Origin of the sequence: Vibrio sp. 10N.261.45.E2, assembly GCF_002875705.1 — a bacterium.
Classification (GTDB): domain Bacteria; phylum Pseudomonadota; class Gammaproteobacteria; order Enterobacterales; family Vibrionaceae; genus Vibrio.
In genome coordinates, this window is record NZ_MCZZ01000111.1 from 191671 (window position 1) to 214470 (window position 22800).

General features: G+C 39.7%; 22 protein-coding genes and 1 pseudogene. 11 read left to right on the forward strand and 12 right to left on the reverse strand.

What is annotated here, in order from left to right; all coding sequences use genetic code 11:
- Positions 1–138 precede the first annotated feature (138 nt).
- Complete coding sequence (fusA, locus tag BCT34_RS08805) at positions 139–2226, forward strand: elongation factor G (protein ID WP_019819832.1); 2088 nt, start codon at positions 139–141, stop codon at positions 2224–2226.
- 240 nt (positions 2227–2466) lie between these two features.
- On the opposite strand, the gene BCT34_RS08810 is transcribed toward fusA, so the two are convergent.
- From BCT34_RS08810 to BCT34_RS08840, 7 genes are all read right to left on the reverse strand, one after another.
- Positions 2467–3315 (reverse strand): hypothetical protein, encoded by an 849-nt coding sequence (locus BCT34_RS08810; RefSeq protein ID WP_076656009.1) that lies wholly within the window; start codon positions 3313–3315, stop codon positions 2467–2469.
- Between the two features lie 3 nt (positions 3316–3318).
- Positions 3319–5718 carry a fimbria/pilus outer membrane usher protein gene (locus BCT34_RS08815; RefSeq protein WP_076656012.1) on the reverse strand — a complete coding sequence of 800 codons (2400 nt, stop codon included), beginning with the start codon at positions 5716–5718 and terminating at the stop codon, positions 3319–3321.
- A 12-nt stretch (positions 5719–5730) separates the two neighbouring features.
- Positions 5731–6405: a hypothetical protein gene (locus BCT34_RS08820; protein ID WP_076656038.1), complete on the reverse strand. Its 675-nt coding sequence runs from the start codon at positions 6403–6405 to the stop codon at positions 5731–5733.
- A 78-nt stretch (positions 6406–6483) separates the two neighbouring features.
- The gene (locus BCT34_RS08825; protein ID WP_076656015.1) at positions 6484–7047 is read right to left on the reverse strand and encodes a hypothetical protein; all 564 of its coding nucleotides are present in this window, start codon (positions 7045–7047) and stop codon (positions 6484–6486) included.
- Positions 7048–7218: 171 nt separating this feature from the next.
- Complete coding sequence (locus BCT34_RS08830) at positions 7219–7857, reverse strand: response regulator transcription factor (protein WP_076656017.1); 639 nt, start codon at positions 7855–7857, stop codon at positions 7219–7221.
- Positions 7858–8094: 237 nt separating this feature from the next.
- The gene (locus BCT34_RS08835; protein ID WP_009847508.1) at positions 8095–8310 is read right to left on the reverse strand and encodes a VF530 family protein; all 216 of its coding nucleotides are present in this window, start codon (positions 8308–8310) and stop codon (positions 8095–8097) included.
- Positions 8311–8355: 45 nt separating this feature from the next.
- Entirely contained in the window at positions 8356–9306 is a 951-nt protein-coding gene (locus tag BCT34_RS08840; protein ID WP_076656041.1) for a LysR substrate-binding domain-containing protein, read from the reverse strand.
- 103 nt (positions 9307–9409) lie between these two features.
- Between BCT34_RS08840 and BCT34_RS08845 the strand changes: the two genes are divergently transcribed.
- On the forward strand, positions 9410–9616 hold the full coding sequence (locus BCT34_RS08845) for a DUF1127 domain-containing protein (protein WP_076656020.1): 207 nt from the start codon (positions 9410–9412) through the stop codon (positions 9614–9616).
- Between the two features lie 147 nt (positions 9617–9763).
- Here the strand turns inward: BCT34_RS08845 and BCT34_RS08850 are convergent, their stop codons facing one another.
- From BCT34_RS08850 to BCT34_RS08875, 5 genes and pseudogenes are all read right to left on the reverse strand, one after another.
- Positions 9764–10669 (reverse strand): LysR substrate-binding domain-containing protein, encoded by a 906-nt coding sequence (locus BCT34_RS08850; RefSeq protein ID WP_076656023.1) that lies wholly within the window; start codon positions 10667–10669, stop codon positions 9764–9766.
- 337 nt (positions 10670–11006) lie between these two features.
- Positions 11007–12695: an AMP-binding protein gene (locus tag BCT34_RS08860; RefSeq protein ID WP_076656029.1), complete on the reverse strand. Its 1689-nt coding sequence runs from the start codon at positions 12693–12695 to the stop codon at positions 11007–11009.
- Positions 12696–12788: 93 nt separating this feature from the next.
- Positions 12789–12932, reverse strand: a pseudogene (locus tag BCT34_RS08865) (AraC family transcriptional regulator); the annotation flags it as partial.
- Between the two features lie 172 nt (positions 12933–13104).
- Positions 13105–13866, reverse strand: a complete 762-nt coding sequence (locus BCT34_RS08870; protein ID WP_076656032.1) for a transglycosylase SLT domain-containing protein — start codon at positions 13864–13866, stop codon at positions 13105–13107.
- A 26-nt stretch (positions 13867–13892) separates the two neighbouring features.
- Positions 13893–14759 (reverse strand): LysR family transcriptional regulator, encoded by an 867-nt coding sequence (locus BCT34_RS08875; protein WP_076656035.1) that lies wholly within the window; start codon positions 14757–14759, stop codon positions 13893–13895.
- Positions 14760–15082: 323 nt separating this feature from the next.
- Here BCT34_RS08875 and BCT34_RS08880 point away from each other — a divergent pair, with 323 nt between their 5' ends.
- The 9 genes from BCT34_RS08880 (at position 15083) to BCT34_RS08920 (ending at position 22797) form a co-directional block, all read left to right on the forward strand.
- Positions 15083–15292, forward strand: a complete 210-nt coding sequence (locus BCT34_RS08880) for a Flp family type IVb pilin (protein ID WP_076651490.1) — start codon at positions 15083–15085, stop codon at positions 15290–15292.
- Positions 15293–15379: 87 nt separating this feature from the next.
- Positions 15380–15862: a prepilin peptidase gene (locus BCT34_RS08885; RefSeq protein WP_076651489.1), complete on the forward strand. Its 483-nt coding sequence runs from the start codon at positions 15380–15382 to the stop codon at positions 15860–15862.
- A complete protein-coding gene (locus BCT34_RS08890) occupies positions 15859–16689 on the forward strand; it encodes a hypothetical protein (protein WP_076651488.1) in 831 nt (276 codons plus the stop codon). The genes BCT34_RS08885 and BCT34_RS08890 overlap by 4 nt, the downstream gene beginning before the upstream one ends.
- Positions 16690–16733: 44 nt before the next feature.
- Complete coding sequence (locus tag BCT34_RS08895; RefSeq protein WP_241902777.1) at positions 16734–18050, forward strand: pilus assembly protein N-terminal domain-containing protein; 1317 nt, start codon at positions 16734–16736, stop codon at positions 18048–18050.
- A complete protein-coding gene (locus tag BCT34_RS08900; protein ID WP_076651486.1) occupies positions 18047–18523 on the forward strand; it encodes a hypothetical protein in 477 nt (158 codons plus the stop codon). The genes BCT34_RS08895 and BCT34_RS08900 overlap by 4 nt, the downstream gene beginning before the upstream one ends.
- A complete protein-coding gene (locus BCT34_RS08905; RefSeq protein ID WP_076651485.1) occupies positions 18523–19764 on the forward strand; it encodes a chromosome partitioning protein ParA in 1242 nt (413 codons plus the stop codon). Before BCT34_RS08900 ends, BCT34_RS08905 begins: the two co-directional genes overlap by 1 nt.
- Complete coding sequence (locus BCT34_RS08910) at positions 19761–21038, forward strand: CpaF family protein (RefSeq protein WP_076651484.1); 1278 nt, start codon at positions 19761–19763, stop codon at positions 21036–21038. Before BCT34_RS08905 ends, BCT34_RS08910 begins: the two co-directional genes overlap by 4 nt.
- Positions 21038–21946: a type II secretion system F family protein gene (locus tag BCT34_RS08915; protein ID WP_198593469.1), complete on the forward strand. Its 909-nt coding sequence runs from the start codon at positions 21038–21040 to the stop codon at positions 21944–21946. Before BCT34_RS08910 ends, BCT34_RS08915 begins: the two co-directional genes overlap by 1 nt.
- Positions 21943–22797: a type II secretion system F family protein gene (locus BCT34_RS08920; protein ID WP_102300468.1), complete on the forward strand. Its 855-nt coding sequence runs from the start codon at positions 21943–21945 to the stop codon at positions 22795–22797. Before BCT34_RS08915 ends, BCT34_RS08920 begins: the two co-directional genes overlap by 4 nt.
- Positions 22798–22800: the final 3 nt, after the last annotated feature.

Genomic DNA, 22800 nt, shown 5'->3' on the forward strand with positions numbered 1-22800 from the left:
TTGTTTTCATAGATTGCCTTTTTCTATATGTTAGAAAAAGGCAAAGTTTTTTAGTCCCAAATGCATGCAAAGCTATCAGTCTTCACAGATTGTGATATACTCTGCGCGCATTTTATATCCTATTAACAGAGTAAGACAATGGCAGATTTATCGAAATACAGAAACATTGGTATTTTCGCGCACGTTGATGCGGGTAAAACAACTACCACTGAGCGTATCCTTAAGCTAACTGGTCAAATCCACAAGACTGGTGAAGTACATGATGGCGAATCAACGACTGACTTCATGGAACAGGAAGCTGAGCGCGGTATTACTATCCAATCAGCAGCTGTAAGCTGTTTTTGGAACGATCACCGTCTAAACGTTATCGATACTCCTGGACACGTTGACTTCACAGTTGAAGTATACCGTTCTCTTAAAGTTCTTGATGGCGGTATCGGTGTATTCTGTGGTTCTGGTGGTGTTGAACCTCAATCAGAAACTAACTGGCGCTACGCTAACGAATCAGAAGTATCTCGTCTGATCTTCGTTAACAAACTAGACCGTATGGGTGCAGATTTCTACAACGTTGTTGACCAAGTTAAAAACGTTCTAGGTGCTACTCCTCTAGTTATGGTTCTACCAATCGGTCGTGAAGACGAATTCGTTGGTGTTGTAGACCTACTAAGCCGTAAAGCATACGTTTGGGATGACACTGGTCTTCCTGAAAACTACGAAATCACTGATGTTCCTGCGGACATGGTTGATGACGTTGAGCAATACCGTGAAGAGCTAATCGAAACTGCTGTAGAGCAAGACGATGACCTAATGGAAGCTTACATGGAAGGTGAAGAGCCTTCTATCGAAGACATCAAGCGTTGTATCCGTAAAGGTACTCGTGATATCGCATTCTTCCCAACGTTCTGTGGTTCTGCGTTCAAGAACAAAGGTATGCAACTTATCCTTGATGCTGTAGTAGATTACCTACCAGCACCAACTGAAGTTGATCCTCAGCCTCTAATGGATGAGAACGGCGAAGAAACTGGCGAACACGCTATCGTTTCTACAGATGAAACTTTCAAAGCGCTTGCATTCAAAATCATGGATGACCGCTTCGGTGCTCTAACTTTCGTTCGTATTTACTCTGGTAAACTGAACAAAGGTGACACGATTCTTAACTCATTCACTGGCAAAACAGAACGTGTTGGCCGTATGGTTGAGATGCAAGCTGATGACCGTAACGAACTAACTAGCGCACAAGCTGGTGACATCATTGCGATCGTTGGTATGAAGAACGTGCAAACTGGTCACACTCTATGTGATCCTAAGCACCAAGTAACGCTTGAGCCAATGGTATTCCCAACTCCAGTAATCTCAATCGCTGTATCTCCAAAAGATAAAGGCGGTTCTGAGAAAATGGGTATCGCGATCGGTAAAATGGTTGCAGAAGATCCATCTTTCCAAGTTGAGACTGACGAAGAGACTGGCGAAACTATCCTGAAAGGTATGGGTGAACTTCACCTAGACATCAAGGTAGATATCCTTAAGCGTACATACGGCGTTGACCTAACTGTAGGTGCTCCTCAAGTTGCTTACCGTGAAACTATCACTCAAGCAATTGAAGATAGCTACACGCACAAGAAGCAATCTGGTGGTTCTGGTCAATTCGGTAAGATCGATTACCGTATCAAACCAGGCGAAGCAGGTTCTGGCTTCAAGTTCAACTCTGTAGTTGTGGGCGGTAACGTTCCTAAAGAATTCTGGCCTGCAGTTGAGAAAGGCTTCGCATCTATGATGGAAAACGGCGTACTAGCTGGCTTCCCAACTCTAGACGTTGAAGTTGAACTGTTCGATGGTGGTTTCCACGCAGTCGATTCATCTGCTATCGCATTTGAAATCGCAGCGAAAGGCGCATTCCGTCAATCTATGCCTAAAGCTGGCGCACAACTTCTTGAGCCAATCATGAACGTTGACGTGTTCACTCCAGACGATCACGTTGGTGATGTTATCGGTGACCTTAACCGTCGTCGTGGCATGATCAAAGATCAACAAGCTGGTGTAACTGGTGTTCGTATTAAAGCTGACGTACCTCTTTCTGAGATGTTCGGCTACATCGGTCACCTACGTACTATCACTTCTGGTCGTGGCCAATTCTCTATGGAATTCGCACAATACGCACCATGTCCAACTAACGTTGCTGACGAAGTGATTGCAAAAGTTAAAGCAGAAAAAGAAGCTGGTAAGTAATTAGCCCTTTTCTCAAGTAACTAAAAAAGCCCCGCAAGTGAAAGCTTGCGGGGCTTTTTATTATCAACTAAACAAATATTTCTCTTCTATCTTAAGTGCTTCTCTAAACATTTAATTTTCAGAGAATGCATCAGTTTCTCCTCGTTTGATAGTGGTAAATTAGCATGTATTGTGCATGAAAATCTGAGGGTGTTTTCCCTTACCCACTCACCAAACCGTAGATTTCTTCATCACAAGTCTCTATGGCATAGCTTTGACTTCAACCGTTATCGTATCTTGATATTTGCCTGCGTTTGCGAAATCCGCGTTGCCAATCTTCACCTCAAACGGTATTCCCCAGTATTTCACTCCATCTTTATTTGAAAAAGAGAAAGTAGAGTTATTACTAGCCATTACATTATTGATGCGAAAAGTGTAGGGGATTCTCAACTCTTTTGATGATTTGTTTGTGAGTGCCCCATACTTTTGTTTCACCTTCACTTTGACGTTGGAGTTAGATACTAGACTTAACTCTGCTCGGTATTTTTTATGACTCTCTATCACTCCCAACGCGAGGGTGTATGCGTTTGATCCCATTCCCCTCAAAGAGCTTGAACCCGTTGAGGCCGTCAATGATACAAATGCAGGGATGTTCAGCTTAACGGTTTTTCTTAGACGCTTAGTATCATTGTCTAAGACTAATTTTGTGTCTAACTGAGCGGAATAATGACCAGCATTGGCTAGTTTTGCTTTTGGAACTTTTATCCACATTCGTGTTACTGGACTATTTTCTAATGGTAATCCAAAGCCAAATTGTGGTGTATAACGAAGATGCCTAAAGTTTTTATCTAACAACTGAGTTTCTAAATTTGATGCTCTGCTTTTTAGGACTCCCTCTTTCTTATTATCCAGAGTTACAAAAGCTAACCTTGGGTTGCATTGCTGGAGTCCTTTTGATAGTTGAATATAAACAGGAATATTTGCGCTTAAATCCTGATTAAATTGGATATTATTTTTATCGATATCTACCGACCATTTCCCTTTGCACTCTGCTAGAGCGAGCATAGGAAAAAGAAGGAAGAGTATGAGGTATCTGTATCGTGTTCTCATCAGTTAACCCTCTTCATATGTTAGTGCTGGAAGATAAATTAAATTATCTTTCACGTCAGGGATTGAAATGGATACACCTGAACTACCTAAATTATAAATTTTTAACAAGTAGTTACCGGGCGCTATGCCTTCAACGACAAACCTTCCGGATCTATTTGTAAATATCTGATAATTTGTACCATTTCCGCTTAATGTACCTGTAGCTAGCTCTATGGGCTTGCCTGATACGCTAGAGACTATCGAACCAATGACGGTTTTAGATGCCATCGAGCCGATTTGTATTAGATGTCCAGTTGAGGATCCAGGAACAATCGTGCGTTGATATTCTCCAATGTTGTATCCTGGTGGGGCGTCTGGGGCAGTAACGAAAGTACTGGAGGTAATATGACCCGTTGATAATCCAATGGCATTACTAATACTTGGTGTTGAAATCGCTTCTGGTGGATCTTGAGCAAACGCATTGATTTCAACATCCGCATCTAACGATTCATGTATGTTCACTAGCGCTACTGGTCCTGTTAATGGACGTGATATCGCTAAATGCCCATCAGCCAAGGTCAATCCAGTACTTGTTCGAAGAGCAATGCTTTGATTTGAGCTGTTGTCATCAAAGTGTGTGTAATTGTACTCCGTGTCGACTAGGAACCTATTGCCTACATAGTTGCCTTCTAGTCGTCCAGTTGTCGACTCATTATTTCCTTCAACAGTCGCACCATAGCCGTAACTACCTACGTAGTCATCATAGTTTCTTTGGAATTGAGCTCTATATGTATCAGGCTCATTTGAATAGCTAGCGTTGGCACTATACAGTCCATCAATAGAACTCCAATCCCATTCGACAGACACTAAGAAGCGAGTTTCATCTATGTTTTGATTCGGGTTGTCTTCGTGTTCGACACCTAAGTTGATGTTCCAATCATCATAGCGCCATATAAACTCGCTACTTGCCAACCAAGATATGTCTTGTTCGTCAAAATCATCGTACTCGCCAGATAATGATAGATCGAGGTCGGTTAAAAGATTGATCAAGTAATTGCCAAACAGGCGATAGCCAGTAGAGCCTTCGTCTTCCTGCCAAGGTACGGAGAAATAGTCTTGTTGATACTCAAAACCAAGCCGAAGGTTCGGCGTACTATAGTTGTCCGTGCCCCAAATTTGGTGAGAGTAATCTAAACTGGCAATACCACCTGCCTGATTATTCGGTTTATTGTTAACAGCAGATGCTCTCACTCCTAAGTTGCCTAGTGAAGTACCTAGCGTAGTAATGAGGCCAAGTTGCTGCCCCTCTGGATGACCAAGACCGTTCAAGCCAACGGTAAAATGATCGTTTATACCATATTCATAAAAACCAGAAGCTATGTACTCACTAGTATCATAATCAAATTTGTTGTCTTCAATTATAGAAAGTAATCCGGTATAGAAGCCAAAATCTGAAATGCCAGCGCGCAAAAGTCGAGAATTAAAAAATTGGCTGTAGACGATGGTGTCTTTCTTTCCTGATTGGTAGTCGACCTCTATTCGAATATCATTAGTACCTGAAGATAGTGGCAAATCATCTAGGTTGTAACGGCCTGGAGGCAGCCGAAATTCCGTTAAAAAAATGTCATTGATATAGATTTCAATGTTGGCACTTTCATTCAGTACTAGTGGTTGAGTGCCACCATTTTGGATGTTTCGTGTTGGTTGTAAGTCTTGATAAAGTCGCTCATAAGCAACCCCTCCTATCGGTACGCTAGGGAGGTGCCCGGGACTTTGTGGTGTCATATCTCCTAGAGTGACCCTCCATGGGTACTCTGGACGGTCGAAAAACAGTCTTACTTCGCCGCGATATAAATCAGTGCTTTCTAACTCACTGCCAGCAACAAAGACTGAATACTCAAAATTCGCGCCATGATAACCACCTATATTGCCATATGAAATCCATTCGCCTAACCAAGTACCAAGGTTATCTAGATCCTGACCTTCATTGTAATCGTAGGTTGCTGAAGCATTAAAATTGTTTTGCCAAAACCAAAAGGCACTTTCCGAGTATTGTGCTGGGACATATTCTTCCCCAAAAGCAATATCGAGTTGGCGAGATGCAGATTCAGTGACATTAACCATCACAATTAATTGGGCTTGATCAAATGTTAACGTGATCCCTAGTACTTTGAGTTCATCGATTGAGAGGTAGGGCTTACGTGTATTTAAAATCGCTTCACGGGTATCTTCTGAGGCAAAGTTCTTGCTTAGTTCTGCAAACTCTATGGTATTCACTGCACTGATTGAAACACCATCGGATAGTGTTGTAATTTCACCGATCTCTTGCTCTGACCAAAACAATGGAAAAGGAAATGGGAATTCTTGCGCAAGAGTCATCGTGCTTGACAGAAAAAATACCAGAACGCAAAGAAAACGGCACATAGGTTGTCTCCGTTACTGAGCAATTGAGACTTGAGCTGCTTTGTTTACCTTCATCGGAATGTTGAATTGTGCTTTTGATCCAGGCATTAACCAAGAACCTGAATCTTCTTTGATGTCTCGCCAAAAAAGAGTTTTGTTGCCACTATCGGTTTTTACTTCAAAAGCAAGGTCGTACATATCTAGAATTCGGTTGCCATGGTTTTCCACCTGAATTTTATTATCCGCTATAGATACCTTCGGTGTCGGTTTTCCTCCGCTAGGAGAAACGAATGCTATGGTCGATATATCAATGAGCATGTTTACAGAGGAGCCATCGCTTTCTTGCTCTGAGTCAAGGTCAAGCTGACTAAACACAATTCGATACACGGCAGTGGTTGAAAGTGGTGCCTTAGGAATGAATTTAACTCGAAAGTTTTGTATTGCTGCACTTGGAATCTGCGCTTGAGGGGGAAGAATAAGAAATTCGTCTTCGGCTGGAGTCAGTACTTCTTCTTGAGCTATAAACCCTACTTTGAAGGCGCTTACTTCTACAGCAATGGTTTTTTGTTCGACGTTACCTATCGTGTAGTTACCGCTAGATAACCTACCTGTATCCTCAAGGTCTAAGTACATCGGACTGACTTCGTAACTGTGGACATTGAACGTAATTAATAGAAAGGAAAATAGTGCACACACAAATTTTTTCATAGCTCTCTCCTTGAAAAGGCTTGGCTCGACAGTGAACCAAGCTTTCTTAATCATGTCTGTGCCACCAAAAACTAAGTCCTACATTGAGAGTTTCGCTTTCAAGTGAACTCGAATTACGTCTCGATATTTACCTGCCTTAGCAAAACCAGATCCTTGAGGTTTTACCGCTAGGTCCATTTTTTTCACTTTATTTTTTAGATGGACACCGTTGTTTTCGACTTTTTTGCTCACAGAGGTCCTAGTTCCCGTTGTTTTCATTACCTCTGAGTTATTTAAGAAAATTTTGTAGTTAATGATTTCATTTTCATTGTGAGTCCCTTTCCCTTCCAAACCTCTTGCTCTGAAAGTGATTTTTAAGTCACTACCATAGTTACACCAAGCTTTAAGATGACCGATATCCACGCGTTTGTTCGATGCCTTCGAAGCTGAACCGTGTGCATTTTTAGCATACTTTAAAATGTTATTAGGCATCGCTCTCTTGTTGATACGAAGCAAGCAGCGCTCTGGTACTTTGCCCTTGAGCACAATCTTTGAAGAGTCGGTCGCTTCTAATTTTTTGAAATTAATTTTTTTATTAAACTTCTCAGCAGAAGCTCCAAACGCCACAGACGAAATAATAGCCGCAAAAATTAGTTTTTTCATCGTTCAATCCCTCGTTAGTTAAGATGCATACCCGTGCATCACTTTTAAAGACTAAGAGGGAACGGTTAGTCAAACCTCATCACATAGAGTGAAAAATATCTTTTGCATAGGGTGAGTTTAGAATGAGTTTTGTCATATCTCACCTTTATAGTGATCCAATGTTGTTTGGATCTAATTAAAGTTTTTTACCTGAGCAAGGAGTTCATACCTCGATCGTAAATTCAATTTACGAAGCAAGTTTGATGAGTGAGTTTTAACTGTATTGATACTGACGTGTTGCTGAGATGCGATCTGAGAGTTTGACAGTCCCTTTAACATCAATGTGCAAGTAGCCCTTTCTTTTTTAGTTAACTCTTTGTAATTAATTATATTTTCGCAGGCTGATTCATAGTTAGGTTCATTGCTTTGATAGGAAGTCACGAGTTTATTTAACACAGCCCTTGGGAACCATATATCTTCTTGATAAACCGATAGAATTGCTTTTGATATAAACTCAAAGTGCTGACCTACTTGACCTGAAAAGCCTTTTTCTAGCCATACAGTAGACGTATTGTCATTCACATTGACTGCTAACCAAAACTCGTTTCTTTCATGTAGGATGAATCCATATCTATTTGGGCAAGGCATTGTTTGAATATCAAATAAAATAACCGTTTCAGGTTCTAGCTTCGGTATTTGAACAAAGCATTGGGAGTGGGTGATCTGCGCACTAGGAATAGAGACTGAAAGTAGGTCTTTTATCACCCTATAGTATGAATTATTACGGGTAAGGACGTGAATGTCTAACGCGAGTTCAGAATCAACTTCCATGATTGACCTCTCTATTTACTCATACACAAAATCTTTAATAATCGGTAGGTTAATGGGGAGTGATGCCACTAACTCTAGTTAAATAATATTAGTATTGATTACTTATTATTCAATGTGTCAAATGTGCTATTTATTTTAACTGTTGATTTTTAATGAAATATAAGGAAATAGACTGGAATACGCACCAATGGCTTCATACTTTAGTGCCGGAAATGGTGCGTTTACTTAATGAGAGGGTTAGTTAGTTTTTAGTTGGATGTAAATCTGCTCTACCTTGGTGCGAGCCCAATCTGTTTTACGCAAAAACTTTAAGCTTGATTTGATGCTTGGGTCTTTTTTGAAACAGTTGATGTTGACCATGTAACTCAATTCTTCCCAACCGTAATGTTCAACCAATTCAGTCAGTAGCTTTTGAAGAGTGATACCGTGAAGTGGGTTATTGTCTTGTGTCATGAGGTGTTCTCGCCATTTATTTGATCTAAGTATATCAGTTTCGCTTTATGAATTATCGGACCATTTAAGCCGGTAGTCGGTATCGATAATAGAAAGCTCCTCCCGCCCTTTATTTCCAAATTGCTGAGCCTGACTTTGCATCCATGCTTCGAAACGTTTTATCTTTTCTCTGCGAAAGTAGCCTGCAGGTGCACATAGAAAGTAGTTATATTTGGGCCTTAATGCGATGTTTCCAATTCGCACCAGTTTCTTTTCTTGTAGATAGCGGTGGACCAAGCTGTGCTTAACGAGCGCGACACCTTGAACGGATAGCGCACCTTCTAACACAAAATGCGAGCCATCAAATTGTAATGATGTACGACCAGCTTTTACCCCTGCGACCTGTAACCATAGATTCCAATCCATATCAGGCCAACGATCTTCAATAAGTTCCGCTTTATGCAAGTCATCGATGTCATAAATACCATGCTTCTCTTGATAAATAGGGTGACAAACCGGGTAAATGACTTCGTCCATCAACCAGCGTGATTCGATGTTTGGGTAATTTCCGTGACCATATCTAACGCAGATATCGACATTAGAATCTTCAAACGTGACTAGCTTGTTAGTCGGCTCAATTAGCATGGATAGATCAGGGTGGCGATCTCGAAAATCGCCAATCCTAGGTACTAACCAATGTTGTGCAAAAGAGGGCACGGTAGAAATCGATAATTGAGTAGGGTTGGGGTCTTGGTTTATTCGTCTTACTCCATCTTGAATATGAGCAAAGCCTTTCTTCGCTTGCAGATAGAGCACTTCACCTTCATGAGTTAATACTATTTTTCGGTGTTGGCGAATAAACAGATCTGCGCCTAACCATTCTTCAAGTTGGCGAATTTGTTGGCTGACTGCTGCAGCCGTGACAAATAGTTTTTGTGCTGCGAGTTTAAAGCTGCCAGTTTCAGCAGCAGTGTAAAAGTAATAGATCCCTTGGAATGGTGGGGTTCGCTCTCTCACATTAGTTTTCCTTAACTGAATGCCAGTATCTATCGTTTGTCGATGTTGCTCTGTTGGTTGATTATTGACCATGACAAAGCGAAAGATCAATAGGAGAAGCACTATGAATACGATCATAGCATCAGGAAATACCAGCCGTTCATTTTTAACGTCATTATCAATTAAGAAATTCTATTCTAAATTAGGTCTGTATTGTCAAAATCGTAGAACCAGAAAGCAACTGTCTGAACTCCCCGATTATTTACTGAGAGATATCGGGATTACTTCGGAACAAGTCGAAAAAGAACTGAAGAAGTCCTTTTGGGAGTGATTCAGGGCAACGTAGTTTATAAGTCAATGTGGCTTTTACTCAACATCGTTTTGTCGGTGTCGGGATGTTTACGTTACCGTTCTATGTTGAGTTAGACTTGTTGCTTATTTGACCTCATTCCCTATTTAAGAAATTGGTAGGTGTGGCCTAATTCTCCAATAGCTCGTTTACTTCTTCATGCAACCAATTGGTGAACGCAGTAATGCGTTCTTCTCTTGGGGAGTTAGAATCAAAGCATAGGTTGACTTGAACACCAGGTGTCATGCCTATGTCAAAGGGCTTAACTAGCAAGCCGCGTTCGATGAAGTCACCAGCCAAGCTGTCTGTCGCCAAACAAACCCCGTGACCGGCCATGACCGTAGTTAACCCCATATCAAAGGTACCGACTTCCATCCACTGAATGGTGCTGCTTTGGATCGATACGTTTGCTTGTCTAAACCATTCCTCCCACGGGAAACAACCGCTATCGAACTGAATCAGCCAACATTTGAGGAGTTGCTCTGGCGATGTGAATTTCAAAGAGTTTGCGAGTTCGGGGGAACAAAAAGGGTAAACCGGTTCGTTGATTAGCATCTCAAGGGTCAAGCCTTCTTCAACACACAGATTTTCGCCCTGCAGAATAGCCACATCGATCTCACCATGTTTAAAATTTGGGGTATCAGACCCTGTTAGCACTTTGATTGGGATCTCTGGGTGTTTTACCGAGAATTTCCACAATCTAGGTAGTAACCAACGAGAAGCAAAAGAAGGGGGGCTTCTAACAACAAGTAGCCCTTGGATTGGTTCTGACTGGATCTTGTTTAATCCCAGTAGAACCTCTTGAAATCCATCAGAGACATGTCTAAAAAGTGTGTGCCCTTCATGTGTCAAAGTCATTGCACGCCCCTTACGAATAAAGAGCTTACATCCAACCTGTTCTTCTAACTGTCGAATCTTCTGGCTGACGGCTGCTTGAGTGACGAACAGCTCTTCAGCCGCTTTGCTGTAATTGCTCAAGCGAGCCGCAACTTCAAAGTAACGGAGACCTGAAAGGTGACGTAATCTGTTGTCCATAATCTCAGCTTATAGTTCTTGTTAATAATGGTTGTTCGATTATCGAACAGGTTGTTTTCATAATAGCGATAAATAAACAGGGAATACAAGGGAGAGAACATGAAAGCAGTAACCTGTTGCGTCGGAAGATTTTTTACTCAGGTACTTAAAATCAATGATAATACTAGGATTAGGAGGGCGACTAAATCGAGACAAGTTATCTGCTCGAAATCGTTAAGTAATCGAATGAGAAATGATGTCGGTTTAGATTGCGAGAGTAGTGATACTGCTGATTATACGAAGTACTTATAATTTGAGCTTACAAAAAAGGAGCCATAATGGCTCCCTCTCTATTTTATTATTCTTCCCAAACCACCAATTTATCCTTCGGCCAATTATGGCCAACTTCATGATATTTCTGTTCAAGGATATGTCGCTTGATCTTGAGAGTCGGGGTTAACACACCATTCTCAATGCTCCATGGTTCCTTAATCATCAATACACCTTTTATCTTCTCGTGAGAGGCGAGCTGCTCGTTCATTTTCTCGATAACGCGCTTTGTCGTTTTCTCATAGCGAGCTCTATCGAAATTAGGGAAGTCATGTGGTACCACAAGTAAGATTGGACCTGGTAAACCAAGGCCTATCAAACACATCATTTCTACACGGCTATACTCAAACAGTTTGTTTTCGATTGGCACAGGGGCAACAAACTTACCTTTCGCGGTTTTAAAGGTATCTTTTTTACGTCCACGGATCGTTAAGTAACCTTCACTATCAATGTCACCGATGTCACCAGTGTGAAGCCAACCATCTGGGTTGAAAGACTCTTGGGTTGCAATATCATTCTTGTAGTAACCAGAGAATAGACCTTTACCTCGAACTAGAATCTCTTCGTCTTCAGCTATTTTGAGTTCGATGCCCGGACCTGCATTACCAACGGTACCAATTTTATCGGCTCTGAATGGGTAGTTGAGCGTGCTGTAGGCGAAAGATTCTGTCATGCCCCATGCCTCGGTAATGTGCAGGCCAACACTTTCATACCATGCGAGTAGAGCGGGTGATACCGGTGCAGAACCACAACCAAGAACGCGAGCTTGGTCTAACCCTAAACCATCGGCAAGCTTCTTCTTAATTATGTTGTTGATGAACGGGATCTTAAGTAAGAAGTTCAGTTTTTTCTGTGGCAATTTGTCTTGGATTCGCTGCTGGAACAGAGTCCATAAACGAGGAACTGAAATAAACAGAGTCGGGCGATGCATTTTCACATCATCAATAAAGGTGTCTAAAGATTCAGGGAAAGCCGTCACCACGCCCCCCATCACTGAAGAACCAAAGATGTAAACACGCTCAGTAATATGGGCAAGCGGTAGGTAAGAGAACAGGCGGTCGCCAGGCTGGATTCCAATATGGTCAATCAACCTTTGAACTGACCAAGTAAACGCGCCGTATGTGAGCATTGCGCCTTTTGGTAACCCTGATGTACCGGATGTATAAACAAGCGACATCAGCTTATCGTCGTGATGCTGAGGGCGTTTGGTTGATGGTTCATATGTATCGATGAGTTGTTCGAAAGTGTGTTGGCACTTCGCTGCGCTGTCGTATGGCAGTGAAATACTCACCAAGCTCGGATTGTCATCAAGTACTTTCTGAGTGGCTTTAGGATCGTCAAGCTTACCCGCAATCACAATTTTACTTTCACTGTGTTCAATACAGTATTGAATGGTGTCTGCACCCGCTGTAGGAAAGATTGGGACGCTGACAAAATCTCCTAACATCATGGCAAGATCGCAGATGAACCATTCTGCACAGTTTTTCGATACGAGAGCGACTCGATCGCCAGGTTGGGCTCCGAGTCCTTCTAATGCTGACGCCAGTTTCAGTGCTTTGTCGGCGACTTCTTTATAAGTAAATTCGACAAATTGGCGATTAATAATCTGTTTCAAATAGACTTCATCTGGGCGTTCTTTCGACCATTTTAAAATCATGTCATTGGGTGTAGGGAGAGCTGTTGCTTGTTCTTGGCTAAACTCGTTAGGCTGAATCATTGTCTAACTCCATGTTTTTCGCTAAGTTATTTTTGGTTATTTTTGTTAAAATCATGTTAAATGTACCATGATTTTTTCTTTTAGGGAGTAAAATTAGCGTTTTCTGTTATCTGTACAGGCACGTCTATAGCTTGCAGGGGTTACGCCTGTCCTTTTCTTAAAAATTCTTGAAAAATACGACACATCCTTGTAGCCACATTGATAAGAAATTACAGCGATTTTTGATTCGGTATCTGCAATGTTATCGCGTTAAGTTGTCATCGATAAATCCGGTCCGTGTGAATCCATGATTTGTTATAATAAGTGAGCGAAATAGCCCTTCTTTTATATTCAATTGAAAGAGTTGCCATCAAATCAAACTTTAGGTTAGAAAATTAATGAGCGCCATCGTTATATAAGAATATATGTATCAGTTGAGCAGGGCTCGATATTGCTTGTTTAGTTTATACACTTTTGCTACGTAAGTTCTTGTTTCTGCGATACGCAGTTGTGTGGTCAGCATTGTGTATAACTCATCATCTGATAACTTGTTGATATTTGTTGAGAATGCGCTGAGGTTATTATCACCGAAGGAGTATTTCATTAGATTAGACAAGCCGCAGTTATAGGAGGCAATTGCTAATAGTCTTCGTGCGCTAGTGGATCGAATATTGTTGAGATACTTTGTCTCCAACAGATGCAAATAAGCGGTCCCTACATCAATATTGAATTCAGGAATAAAGAGATCTTGTGCTCTGATGGGTCTATTGTCATAAAGTTCTCGTGATACTTCAGCTGCACCACCATTAACAAGAATTTGCATTAATCCAATAGCTGAGGCGTGGGAAACCGCATTTGGGTCAAAGAAACTTTCAGCGTGTATCATAGCAACGATTAATGATGCTGGAATTTTCCACTTTGTTGCAGAACGCTCAATGTGAGTTTGATATATTGTATATTTATTGCTGACGCTGTCAGTGATTTTATGGGATAGAAGTACGGGTGGTTCGGTTTGGGAAGCTCGTATTTCGTGTATTCGTTTGCTTTGTGGAGCCACAATGCTTTGCAATCTTTGATTTTCTTGCAGCTCTTCATAAGAGTTTGGATGCTCTCTTATATAAGTGACTTTTGCTGAGAGCTCACTATTAAAACTGATGAATATCAGTAGAGTTGCAAAATAGAGATATTTCATATTTTAATTGAGCAGTCGTTTGTTGTTCATAGGTGGTAAGTACTCCTTAGTTTGTTGTGAATCCACTGATGATATTTACCAAACTCACTGTGCAATGGCCAGATCATAGATGCATATATTTGCTTACCAAACAATTGAGTATCACTGGGTATTTTTATTAATTGGTTCATTTCTGATTTTGATTCAATGATATGCTGTGGAAGAAGGGCGATTCCTTTCCCCGCACTGCAGAGTTCAAGGATAGTACTAATATCATCTAGTACCCAAATGTTATGGCTTGAAATTATCGAGAAATCAATGATATCTTTATATCCATCAAGCAATAGTAATCGATTTTTTTGTGAGTTGAATTTTGAATCTTGAACAACTTCTTTATTCGCAACCCAAATGCAATTTACTAAAAATAGCTCTTCTATATTAAAGTTGTAGATGGTTTTATGATAGGGGTTCCCTATCGCGATATCAATTTTTTTTCGATTGATATAGTCACCTAAAATATAACTTGGTTTTGTTACAACGTTTATCTCAACTTCTGGGAATTCCTCTGAAAATTCAACAAGAGCATTTTTAACGTTTGAGTTAAGCATTAGCAGATCAATACCTACTTTTATTTTTGTTAAGTTTGAATTTGATAAGTCGTTGGCAATGTTATTCAACTCCTTATGTTTACTTATTATTGGAGTGGCTAGTGCGTAAATTTTCTTTCCTTTATCGGTTAACGTTACAGTATGCCCATCCCTATCTAAAAGCAAATATCCTAAATCTTGCTCTAGATTTTTTATCGCTCCGCTTATCGTTGACTGCGATTTACCTAGTTTCCTCGCTGCACAACTGAACGAACCTTCAGAGGCTACAGTATGAAATGAGGTTAAATTGTCTAAAGTGAGCTTCATCTCTCTCTCCTACAGACTTTGCATTATAAGTATTAGGCTAATACTCATAGGCGGATTTAGCATTGTTTGAAATTAAAATGTGATGGATGTCACGCTTTTACTTTAGGTGTAATGAACTTAATTATCAAATGAAAATAAAAATTTATCAGCCAAAATTCTTTATAATTAAATAGATAAGTAATATAAAAAAAATAAACATGATGATTATATTTGTACTTTTAAGGTGGATATCGGGGAAACCGATAGTATCTGAATGTGAGAAAGTGATCTGATTACTAAGATCTAATTGCTTTGCACTAGAAGCATGAAAAAAGGATGGCATCATGATTACTAAACTTTACGTGTATACGACAAATTTTATTGCTGATCTAAGAAAAGACGAGAGAGGTGTTACAGCTATTGAATATGGTTTGATTGCTGTTGCAATGGCGACTATGTTAATCGCAGTTTTTTATACAGATGCAACTAGTTTTGTAGATACTTTGGAAACATCGTTTGCAAATATTAAAACAAGCCTTGGCGCTGGCGATTAAATTTAAGTGTAATTTGCTACCTAATATGACTGATTTTTAACATTAGGTAGCTAATGATTTTATTTGGTAAGGTATTACTTGTAAACTATGTTATATATATCCGCATTTATTACTCTCATTTATTTTAGTTTGATAATATGTTTTAAAGATATAACGGAGAGAGAAATACCTAACTTATATGTCGTAATTATTGCGATAGCTTCTTTTACTTTAGGGTTTACAACATCCGATTTCAGTAAAATATTGGTTATTATTTCTTTAGGCATTGTTCTTATTAGCTTTTGGTTAGCAAATTTGATTGGTGGAGGCGATGTTAAGCTTATTTTAGCCTTCTCTTTAGCGATACCAGCGAACGATATTTTTGTAGCCACTATATTGGTTATTTTAAGTGGCGGAGTTGTTTCTGTTACTTATCTACTACTTCATTTTTGTGGGAAATATGGTCCCAACATTTGGGATGGTTTGAGCACTTTAAGACCGACGAATGAAGGCATTCCCTATGGCGTTGCTATCTGTAGTGGTTTTGCACTGGTCATTTTCAAAAATGTTGTAACAGGAGGTTTTTCATGAAAAAAAGTCTCAGTCTGTTTGTTGCTTTGGTAGCTGTTGCAATCGGCGGTTATGGAATATATCAGAATCTAAATAAGACGAGTGAACCTACGGTTGAAAAACCTGAAGAATATGTTCAGGTCTGGCGAGCAAACATCGAACTCGTTAAGGGGAAACCGATCGATGCTTCTTTAGTTAAGAGAGAGCAAATTCTTAAGAGTTTGGCCATTGGGGAAGGGATTAAAGCTGATGTAAATTTAGATTTTTCTCCAGCAACATTACTTAATAGAAATTTAGCCAAAGGTGATTTGGTTTTACCCGAATACCAAAATAAAAAAGGTTCTCCAGGATATATTGATTTGTTGATATCTGAAGGTAAAGAGCCTTACCCACTATTAGTCAGTAGTACCAATTTAATATTAGATTACATAAGACCTGGAGTATATGTTGATGTGCTATCAATAAGTTCGCCGGTGGAAAATCTGTCTGGCGACCTTGATAGACGTATTGGCTTTAATGGCGTTAATGCCAATTTGCTTCTTAAGCGAGCTAAGGTGCTCGGTACGTCGAGTGGTAGCAGAGGTGATGATGGTAACCTCGACTCTACGTTTCAGCCTGCGGCATCTGCAGGTGAGGAGACCGGGCAAGCTGTTGTCATTATTGAGATTGATCCGGTAGATATCGCAAGGGTGTCACTTGCTGAGAAAACGATGCATTTAGAGGTGTACCGCAGCAATAGCTACGAAGCTCCGATTGATGCTGACGTCAGAAATGTTATTGAAAATTATAGTGGAGTGTCGGAGTTAAGAGGTTCAAGACGTCAGACCGTTCAAGGGGGCGAATTGTAATGGGTATAACAGTAAAGATAGCGAGATGGGTATTGGTATTAGTGATGAACCTGCTGTTGATAAACTCAATGGTATTTGCTTCACAGCGATATATTACTCAATTTGAAGGACAGCATATCTCTCTCAATGAAACGATCACAACAGTGTTTATAAGCGCGCCAGATATAGCCGATTATAATGTTATCGATGAAAAAACAATTGTCGTTTTTGCGAAAGAAGTGGGGCAAGCGCGACTCGAAATCTATGGCAAAAACAATACATTACTATTGTCCGAGAAAATCATCGTCGATGTGGATCTGAGCCAAGTTCGTCGCCAGATCAAACTCCATTATCCAAAGCTTGACATTAAGCTAGAGTCCGTCGGGATGCAAGTTGCGGTAAGCGGTGTGGTTGATTCAAACCAGCAGCGTGATGATATATATCGGATGGTCGCAACCCTGCTGGGGCGTGAGAAAGTAGCAAGGTATGAAGCCACTCGGTTGCTTGAAATAGAAACCGATCTTATCGATATTCCAGAACCACAAGATATGATTTTTGCTAGAAATATGACTTGGGATGGAATATTAGAGCTACTTGAGGTCGCAACAGCGCAGCAGGTTAATGTCAAAATCTCGGTCGCTCAGGTAACTGAGAATTTTGCGCAGACAGTCGGTGTTGATTGGTCAAGCGTGGGGGCGGGTGTCGGAGAGTTTCTATTCCAACAGTTCGACGCTGCTGACCTTACAACTGTTATTACAGCGTTGGGCAATGAAAATGTCGCGCAAATTTTAGCAGAACCAAATCTGACCGTTATTTCCGGTGAATCTGCGAGCTTTTTGGTGGGGGGGGAAATTCCCGTAATCGTAACCACAAACAATAATATAAACATTACGTTTAAAGAGTTCGGTGTTCGTTTGAGTTTGACGGCCAATGTGATGAGTGAAGAACGGATTCGGATGCAGTTGCTTCCTGAGGTAAGCGAAGTAGAACGCTATATCCGAGCTGCAGGAATTGAGGTGCCACAATTGGCAACGCGTAGAGCCATGACGACGATCGAGTTGGGTGATGGCGACAGTTTCGTACTGGGCGGGCTAATGAGTAGCTCTGACTTGGAAGAGTTACAGAAAACCCCCCTGCTCGGTGATATTCCAATTTTAGGCGCGGCATTTAGAAAATCTTCGACGGATAGAAGAAGAACCGAACTGCTAATTGTCGCGACAGTGAATTTGGTTCAACCAATAAAAAGTAAGCAGGTACAGCTGCCTCAAATGCATAAGACTTCTACATTTCATCGTTGGCTCAATATCGATTCTCCAGCTGAAGCAAACAGTGGTAGTGATCCTACAATTGAACTGCTATCTCAAGGAGGGTTTATACAATGAAAAAATTAATTGTCATGGTGGTTATGATGTTTCTTATATCTGGGTGTGCTGAGCGTTACCTGAGTGGCAAAGGTAGTGAATACTTAGTTTATCCAGAAACTCATGTTTATAAGTTTAGTGTGAAATCTATTCCTGCAACCAAAGAACAGTTAAGTAATCTTATCGCTAAAGTTAACGATATAGATCCCGGAGCTTCTTATAAATTTGAGTATAGGAATCGAAATTCAAAACATTTGATTGACAATGTTGTGAATGAATTTGAAAAGTTACCACTGTCTGCTGAGGCATTCAGTGTGCATAAAAATATCGAATTAGACAAAGATCTTAAAATTACAGTGATCTACCACTCTCTATTACAGGAAAAGTGTAAGTTTGCTTCTGTAGAAGGTGTTGATGTGAGCCAAAACTGCTTTGTGGAAGCGGCAAGAGTGGGGCAGGTTATTCACAAGGAAAGGCTCGTGGAGGGATTGTAATGTTTGATTTAGTTAAAACAATGAGAGAGTCCGCAGCTGCGGAAGATTTATCAGGCATTAATAATGGTCCATCTGATTGCGTATTAGTGTATCAATCGCAGGAGTGTGTTGATCTCGTAAAAGAAATGTTTCAATTTGAAGGTTGGGATGAACCACAATTTATTAAAAATGCGGATGTAGATAAAAAGTTCTATGAAGAACAAAAATCAAACATTGTTTTACTGGAATTATGTGATTCAGAAACAATGGCGGACGATGCTCAAAATTTCGCTAGTCATCTTCCTACTCGAAAAGGGTTAATAATTATAGGGCAGCTGGACTCTATAGTTAAGCTTCGTGAATTAAAAGAAATGGGATTTTACTATCTATATTGGCCAATTAATAAATTTGAATTTTCTGACTTTATACTAAATGTTCAAGCAAATTTAGAATCTTTTTCTGGTGTGAGTGAAAAGCGTAAGGCAAAGCGCGTTGCTGTTGTGGGCAGCAAAGGTGGGGTTGGTACTTCACTGATTTCCACTGAGTTGAGTTCAATGCTATCTACGCAAAGTATTGATACAATATTAGTCGATCACCAATACAGTGACTCAAATATCGATGTGTTAATTGGTTTAGAAAATTTTCAATCTAGATTGATTGATGAATATTCTGTTCCAATTCATGAATTAGATAATGACGGAGCGTTAAGTTATTTAACACAAGTTAGAAAAAATTTTAGATTGCTGTCATTGCAAGGAGAGCAAGAGCAAAAATTTATTTTTGATTATAATCAAACATTATGTGAACTATTAAATAGAAGTGCTAATTTTATTATCGAGGATTTTTCTGGAAGTATCGATTTTAAAATCTCCCCACATGCATTAATAGAAAATTATGATGTAATCATCGTAGTCCTAGAACCTTCCGTTTCATCAGTAAGAAATGCACGTGCATTGCTATCAGCACTTGAACAAAATCAAGCGTCACAAAGTCGGCGAACTCGAATAATTACCTTGGCCAACCATCATAGACCAGAGAGTACATTCGTTATTGGACAAAGTGATATAACAAAATACCTTGAATCAAAAGTTGATATTGATATGCCTTATTGTAAAAGGCTGTCTCATTTAATCGTAGAAGGTAAGCGAGCACATAAACATGAGAAAAGCATTCGTAAAACGATTGAGGACTTATCAAACTTAATAAATGGTCAATCAGTTCAAAAACATCAGGGTTGGTTAAATAGACTGGTGGCACGATGAGTACAACTAAAGAGCTATATATATCTTTTCGCACTCAGATTTTTGAAGCGCTTGATGTCGAAGCGATTCAAACCATGAATCGCAATGATTTAGAGGGACAAGTTAGAAGTGCTGTTGATGTACTTTCTAGCAATAATGAGCGTCCAGTAACGGCAATGATGCGGTCAAGTATCGTTAAAAGTATGCTAGATGAGCTATTTGGATTAGGACCTATTCAACCGCTTGTTGAAGACTTTTCGATAACTGACATACTTGTTAATGGCCCAAATGAAGTATTTTATGAAAAGTACGGTAAATTGGAACGTTCAGATATTACTTTTGTCAATGAAGGCCAACTTCTCAATATTGCTAAACAAATTGCTTCTCGAGTTGGTCGCCGAGTTGATGAGCTATCCCCTACTGTAGATGCCCGACTCGAAGATGGTAGCCGAGTAAATATAGTTATTCCTCCGATTGCGTTAGATGGTACGACGATTTCTATTCGTAAGTTCCGTGAGCAAAATATCACGATGGAATCTTTGGTCGAATTTAATTCTATGTCTTTAGATATGGCAAGGGCGCTATCGATTGCTTCGCGTTGTCGGTTGAATATTTTGATTTCTGGTGGTACAGGTTCAGGTAAAACAACGTTACTCAATGCTTTATCACATTATATTAGTGATGATGAGAGGGTGATAACAATAGAAGACGCTGCTGAACTTCGGCTTCAACAGCCTAATTTAGTTCGACTTGAAACGCGAACTGAGAGTATTGAAAGTACTGGCCTAGTGACACAGAGAGATTTGGTGATTAATGCGCTTCGTATGCGACCTGATCGCATTATTCTTGGTGAGTGTCGTGGTTCAGAAGCGTTTGAGATGCTGCAGGCGATGAACACCGGTCACGAAGGGTCTATGTCTACCCTACATGCTAATACACCAAGAGATGCTATCAGCCGAGTCGAATCTATGATTATGATGGCAAACTTAAACCAGCCATTGGATGCTATTCGTAAGGCTATCGTCAGCTCAATTGAACTGGTTGTGCAAGTGAACCGTTTACGAGATGGCTCTCGAAAAGTAACAAGTATTTCAGAAATTGTCGGAATTGAAGGGGATAGTGTTGTCATGGAAGAGATATTTTCCTTCCAATATGATGAAGTCAATTATGGTGAGAATGTAAAAGGTAAGTTTGTTACAGAAGGTATCATGCAGCGATCCCACTTGGTACGAAAAGCCCATTTTTTCGGTTTATATAATGAACTGATGGAATCCTTTAAAGGGGTAGGGACATGATCATTTGGATATCTTTTATTTTATTTGGGATTGCCATATTTTTACTTTTTGATGATAAAAAATCAAAAGTAGTTAATTATTTTCCAGAATTGAAAAATGCGCAAAAAGAAGATGATATTTCGGTTATTGATATCAGAGGACTGCTGCCTAGAGCAAGTTGGAGAAATATTAGAAGAGACTTACATCCAACTATAGGTATATTAGGTTCAAGAGCAAAACTAATAGTTTTATTTTATGTTATTTTCAGTGTTTTAATATCTTATTATGTAATTTATCATTTTTTTTATATTCGTTCAATTTTTATTATGATTGTTTCGATCTTGTGTTTATTATTCTTCGGTTACTTTAGGCTTAAAATGGTTAGAAGAAAAACATTTCAACGGACATTTCCTGATGCGCTGAATATATTAATGAGTGCAGTGACTGCTGGTGAAAGCCTGATGCAGGCATTTTCATTTGTTGGGGGGAATATGGATGGCGAAGTTGGACGAGAGTTTAAGTTAATGGGCGACCGACTTCGTCTAGGTGAAAATTCTGAGGATGTTTTAAAGCGATCTTGTGAGGTTTTTCCCTACCCAGAATACATTTTTTTTACGATTGCAATAAGAGCCAATCTGAATCGTGGAGGCCAACTTAAGGGAGTATTAGCTAGGCTGATTAGAGTGTTAGTCGATGCACGTGCAATGGAAAGAAAAAAAATGGCGATGACATCTGAAGCGAGGATATCAGCAAAAATAGTGGCAGCCATACCATTGTGTTTTGCAATAATGCTGAATTTTTTGAATCCAGATAATATTCAATTTATTCTCCACGATCCAGAAGGTCAATGGATACTTTATTATGTGTTAGGTAGTGAATTGTTAGGCCTATTTATAGTGTGGATCCTTGTTAAAAGGGTGAAATTATGAATGTTATTATTATTACACTATTTGTTTTTGTTTTTGTTTTTGTTTTTGTTTTGTATATAGCAATTAATATGTTCGTTGATTTTAAGAGAGAAAAAAGAATAGAAGCTCTGCTAAGTGCAACACAAAAAAAGCATAAATCCTCTAGGATTAATTCATTTATTGTCAAATTTGGTAAAGAACACCGAGGGGAGTTAGAGCAGAAAGTTAGGGATGCTGGTATTCACAGCCCTCAACTGGCTATTTATTATTTTCCAATTAAAGTTTTATTTTTCGCTGTTCTCTTGTTTTTTGTTTGGATAATGGACATTGCTATAGAAACTAAGTTTATATTAGTGGTTATTAGTGTGATCACAGCTGTACTCCTCCCTGATCTTATCTTAAGTTTAAAGCAAAAGGCGGTCGTCAGAAAGATTTCGATAAATCTTCCTTATTTACTAGATATGATGTCTGTTTGTGTGCAGACCGGTATGACAATAGAGGCATCTTTTGCCTATTTGTCAAAAGAATTAGAAACCTTTGATCGTGATTTATGCTATCAGATAAAAAAAACGTCAGACTTTGGCAAGATTCAAGGGATCGATAAAGCTTTATACAACTTGTCTGAACGCGTTCCTTCCCCTGAAATGTCGAGCTTTGTTTTGACTATTATTCAAAATATTCAATACGGATCTTCTATTTCAATGATCTTATCTGATTTGGCCGAGGATATGCGTAAAATGCAGTTGCTTACCGTTGAGGAAAAGATGGGTAAACTCTCCGCTAAAATGAGTATACCTTTAATTTTACTTATTATGATGCCTATTGTCATCTTAATTTTAGCACCTGGAGTCGTCCAGATGGGTCTTGTTTAGGAG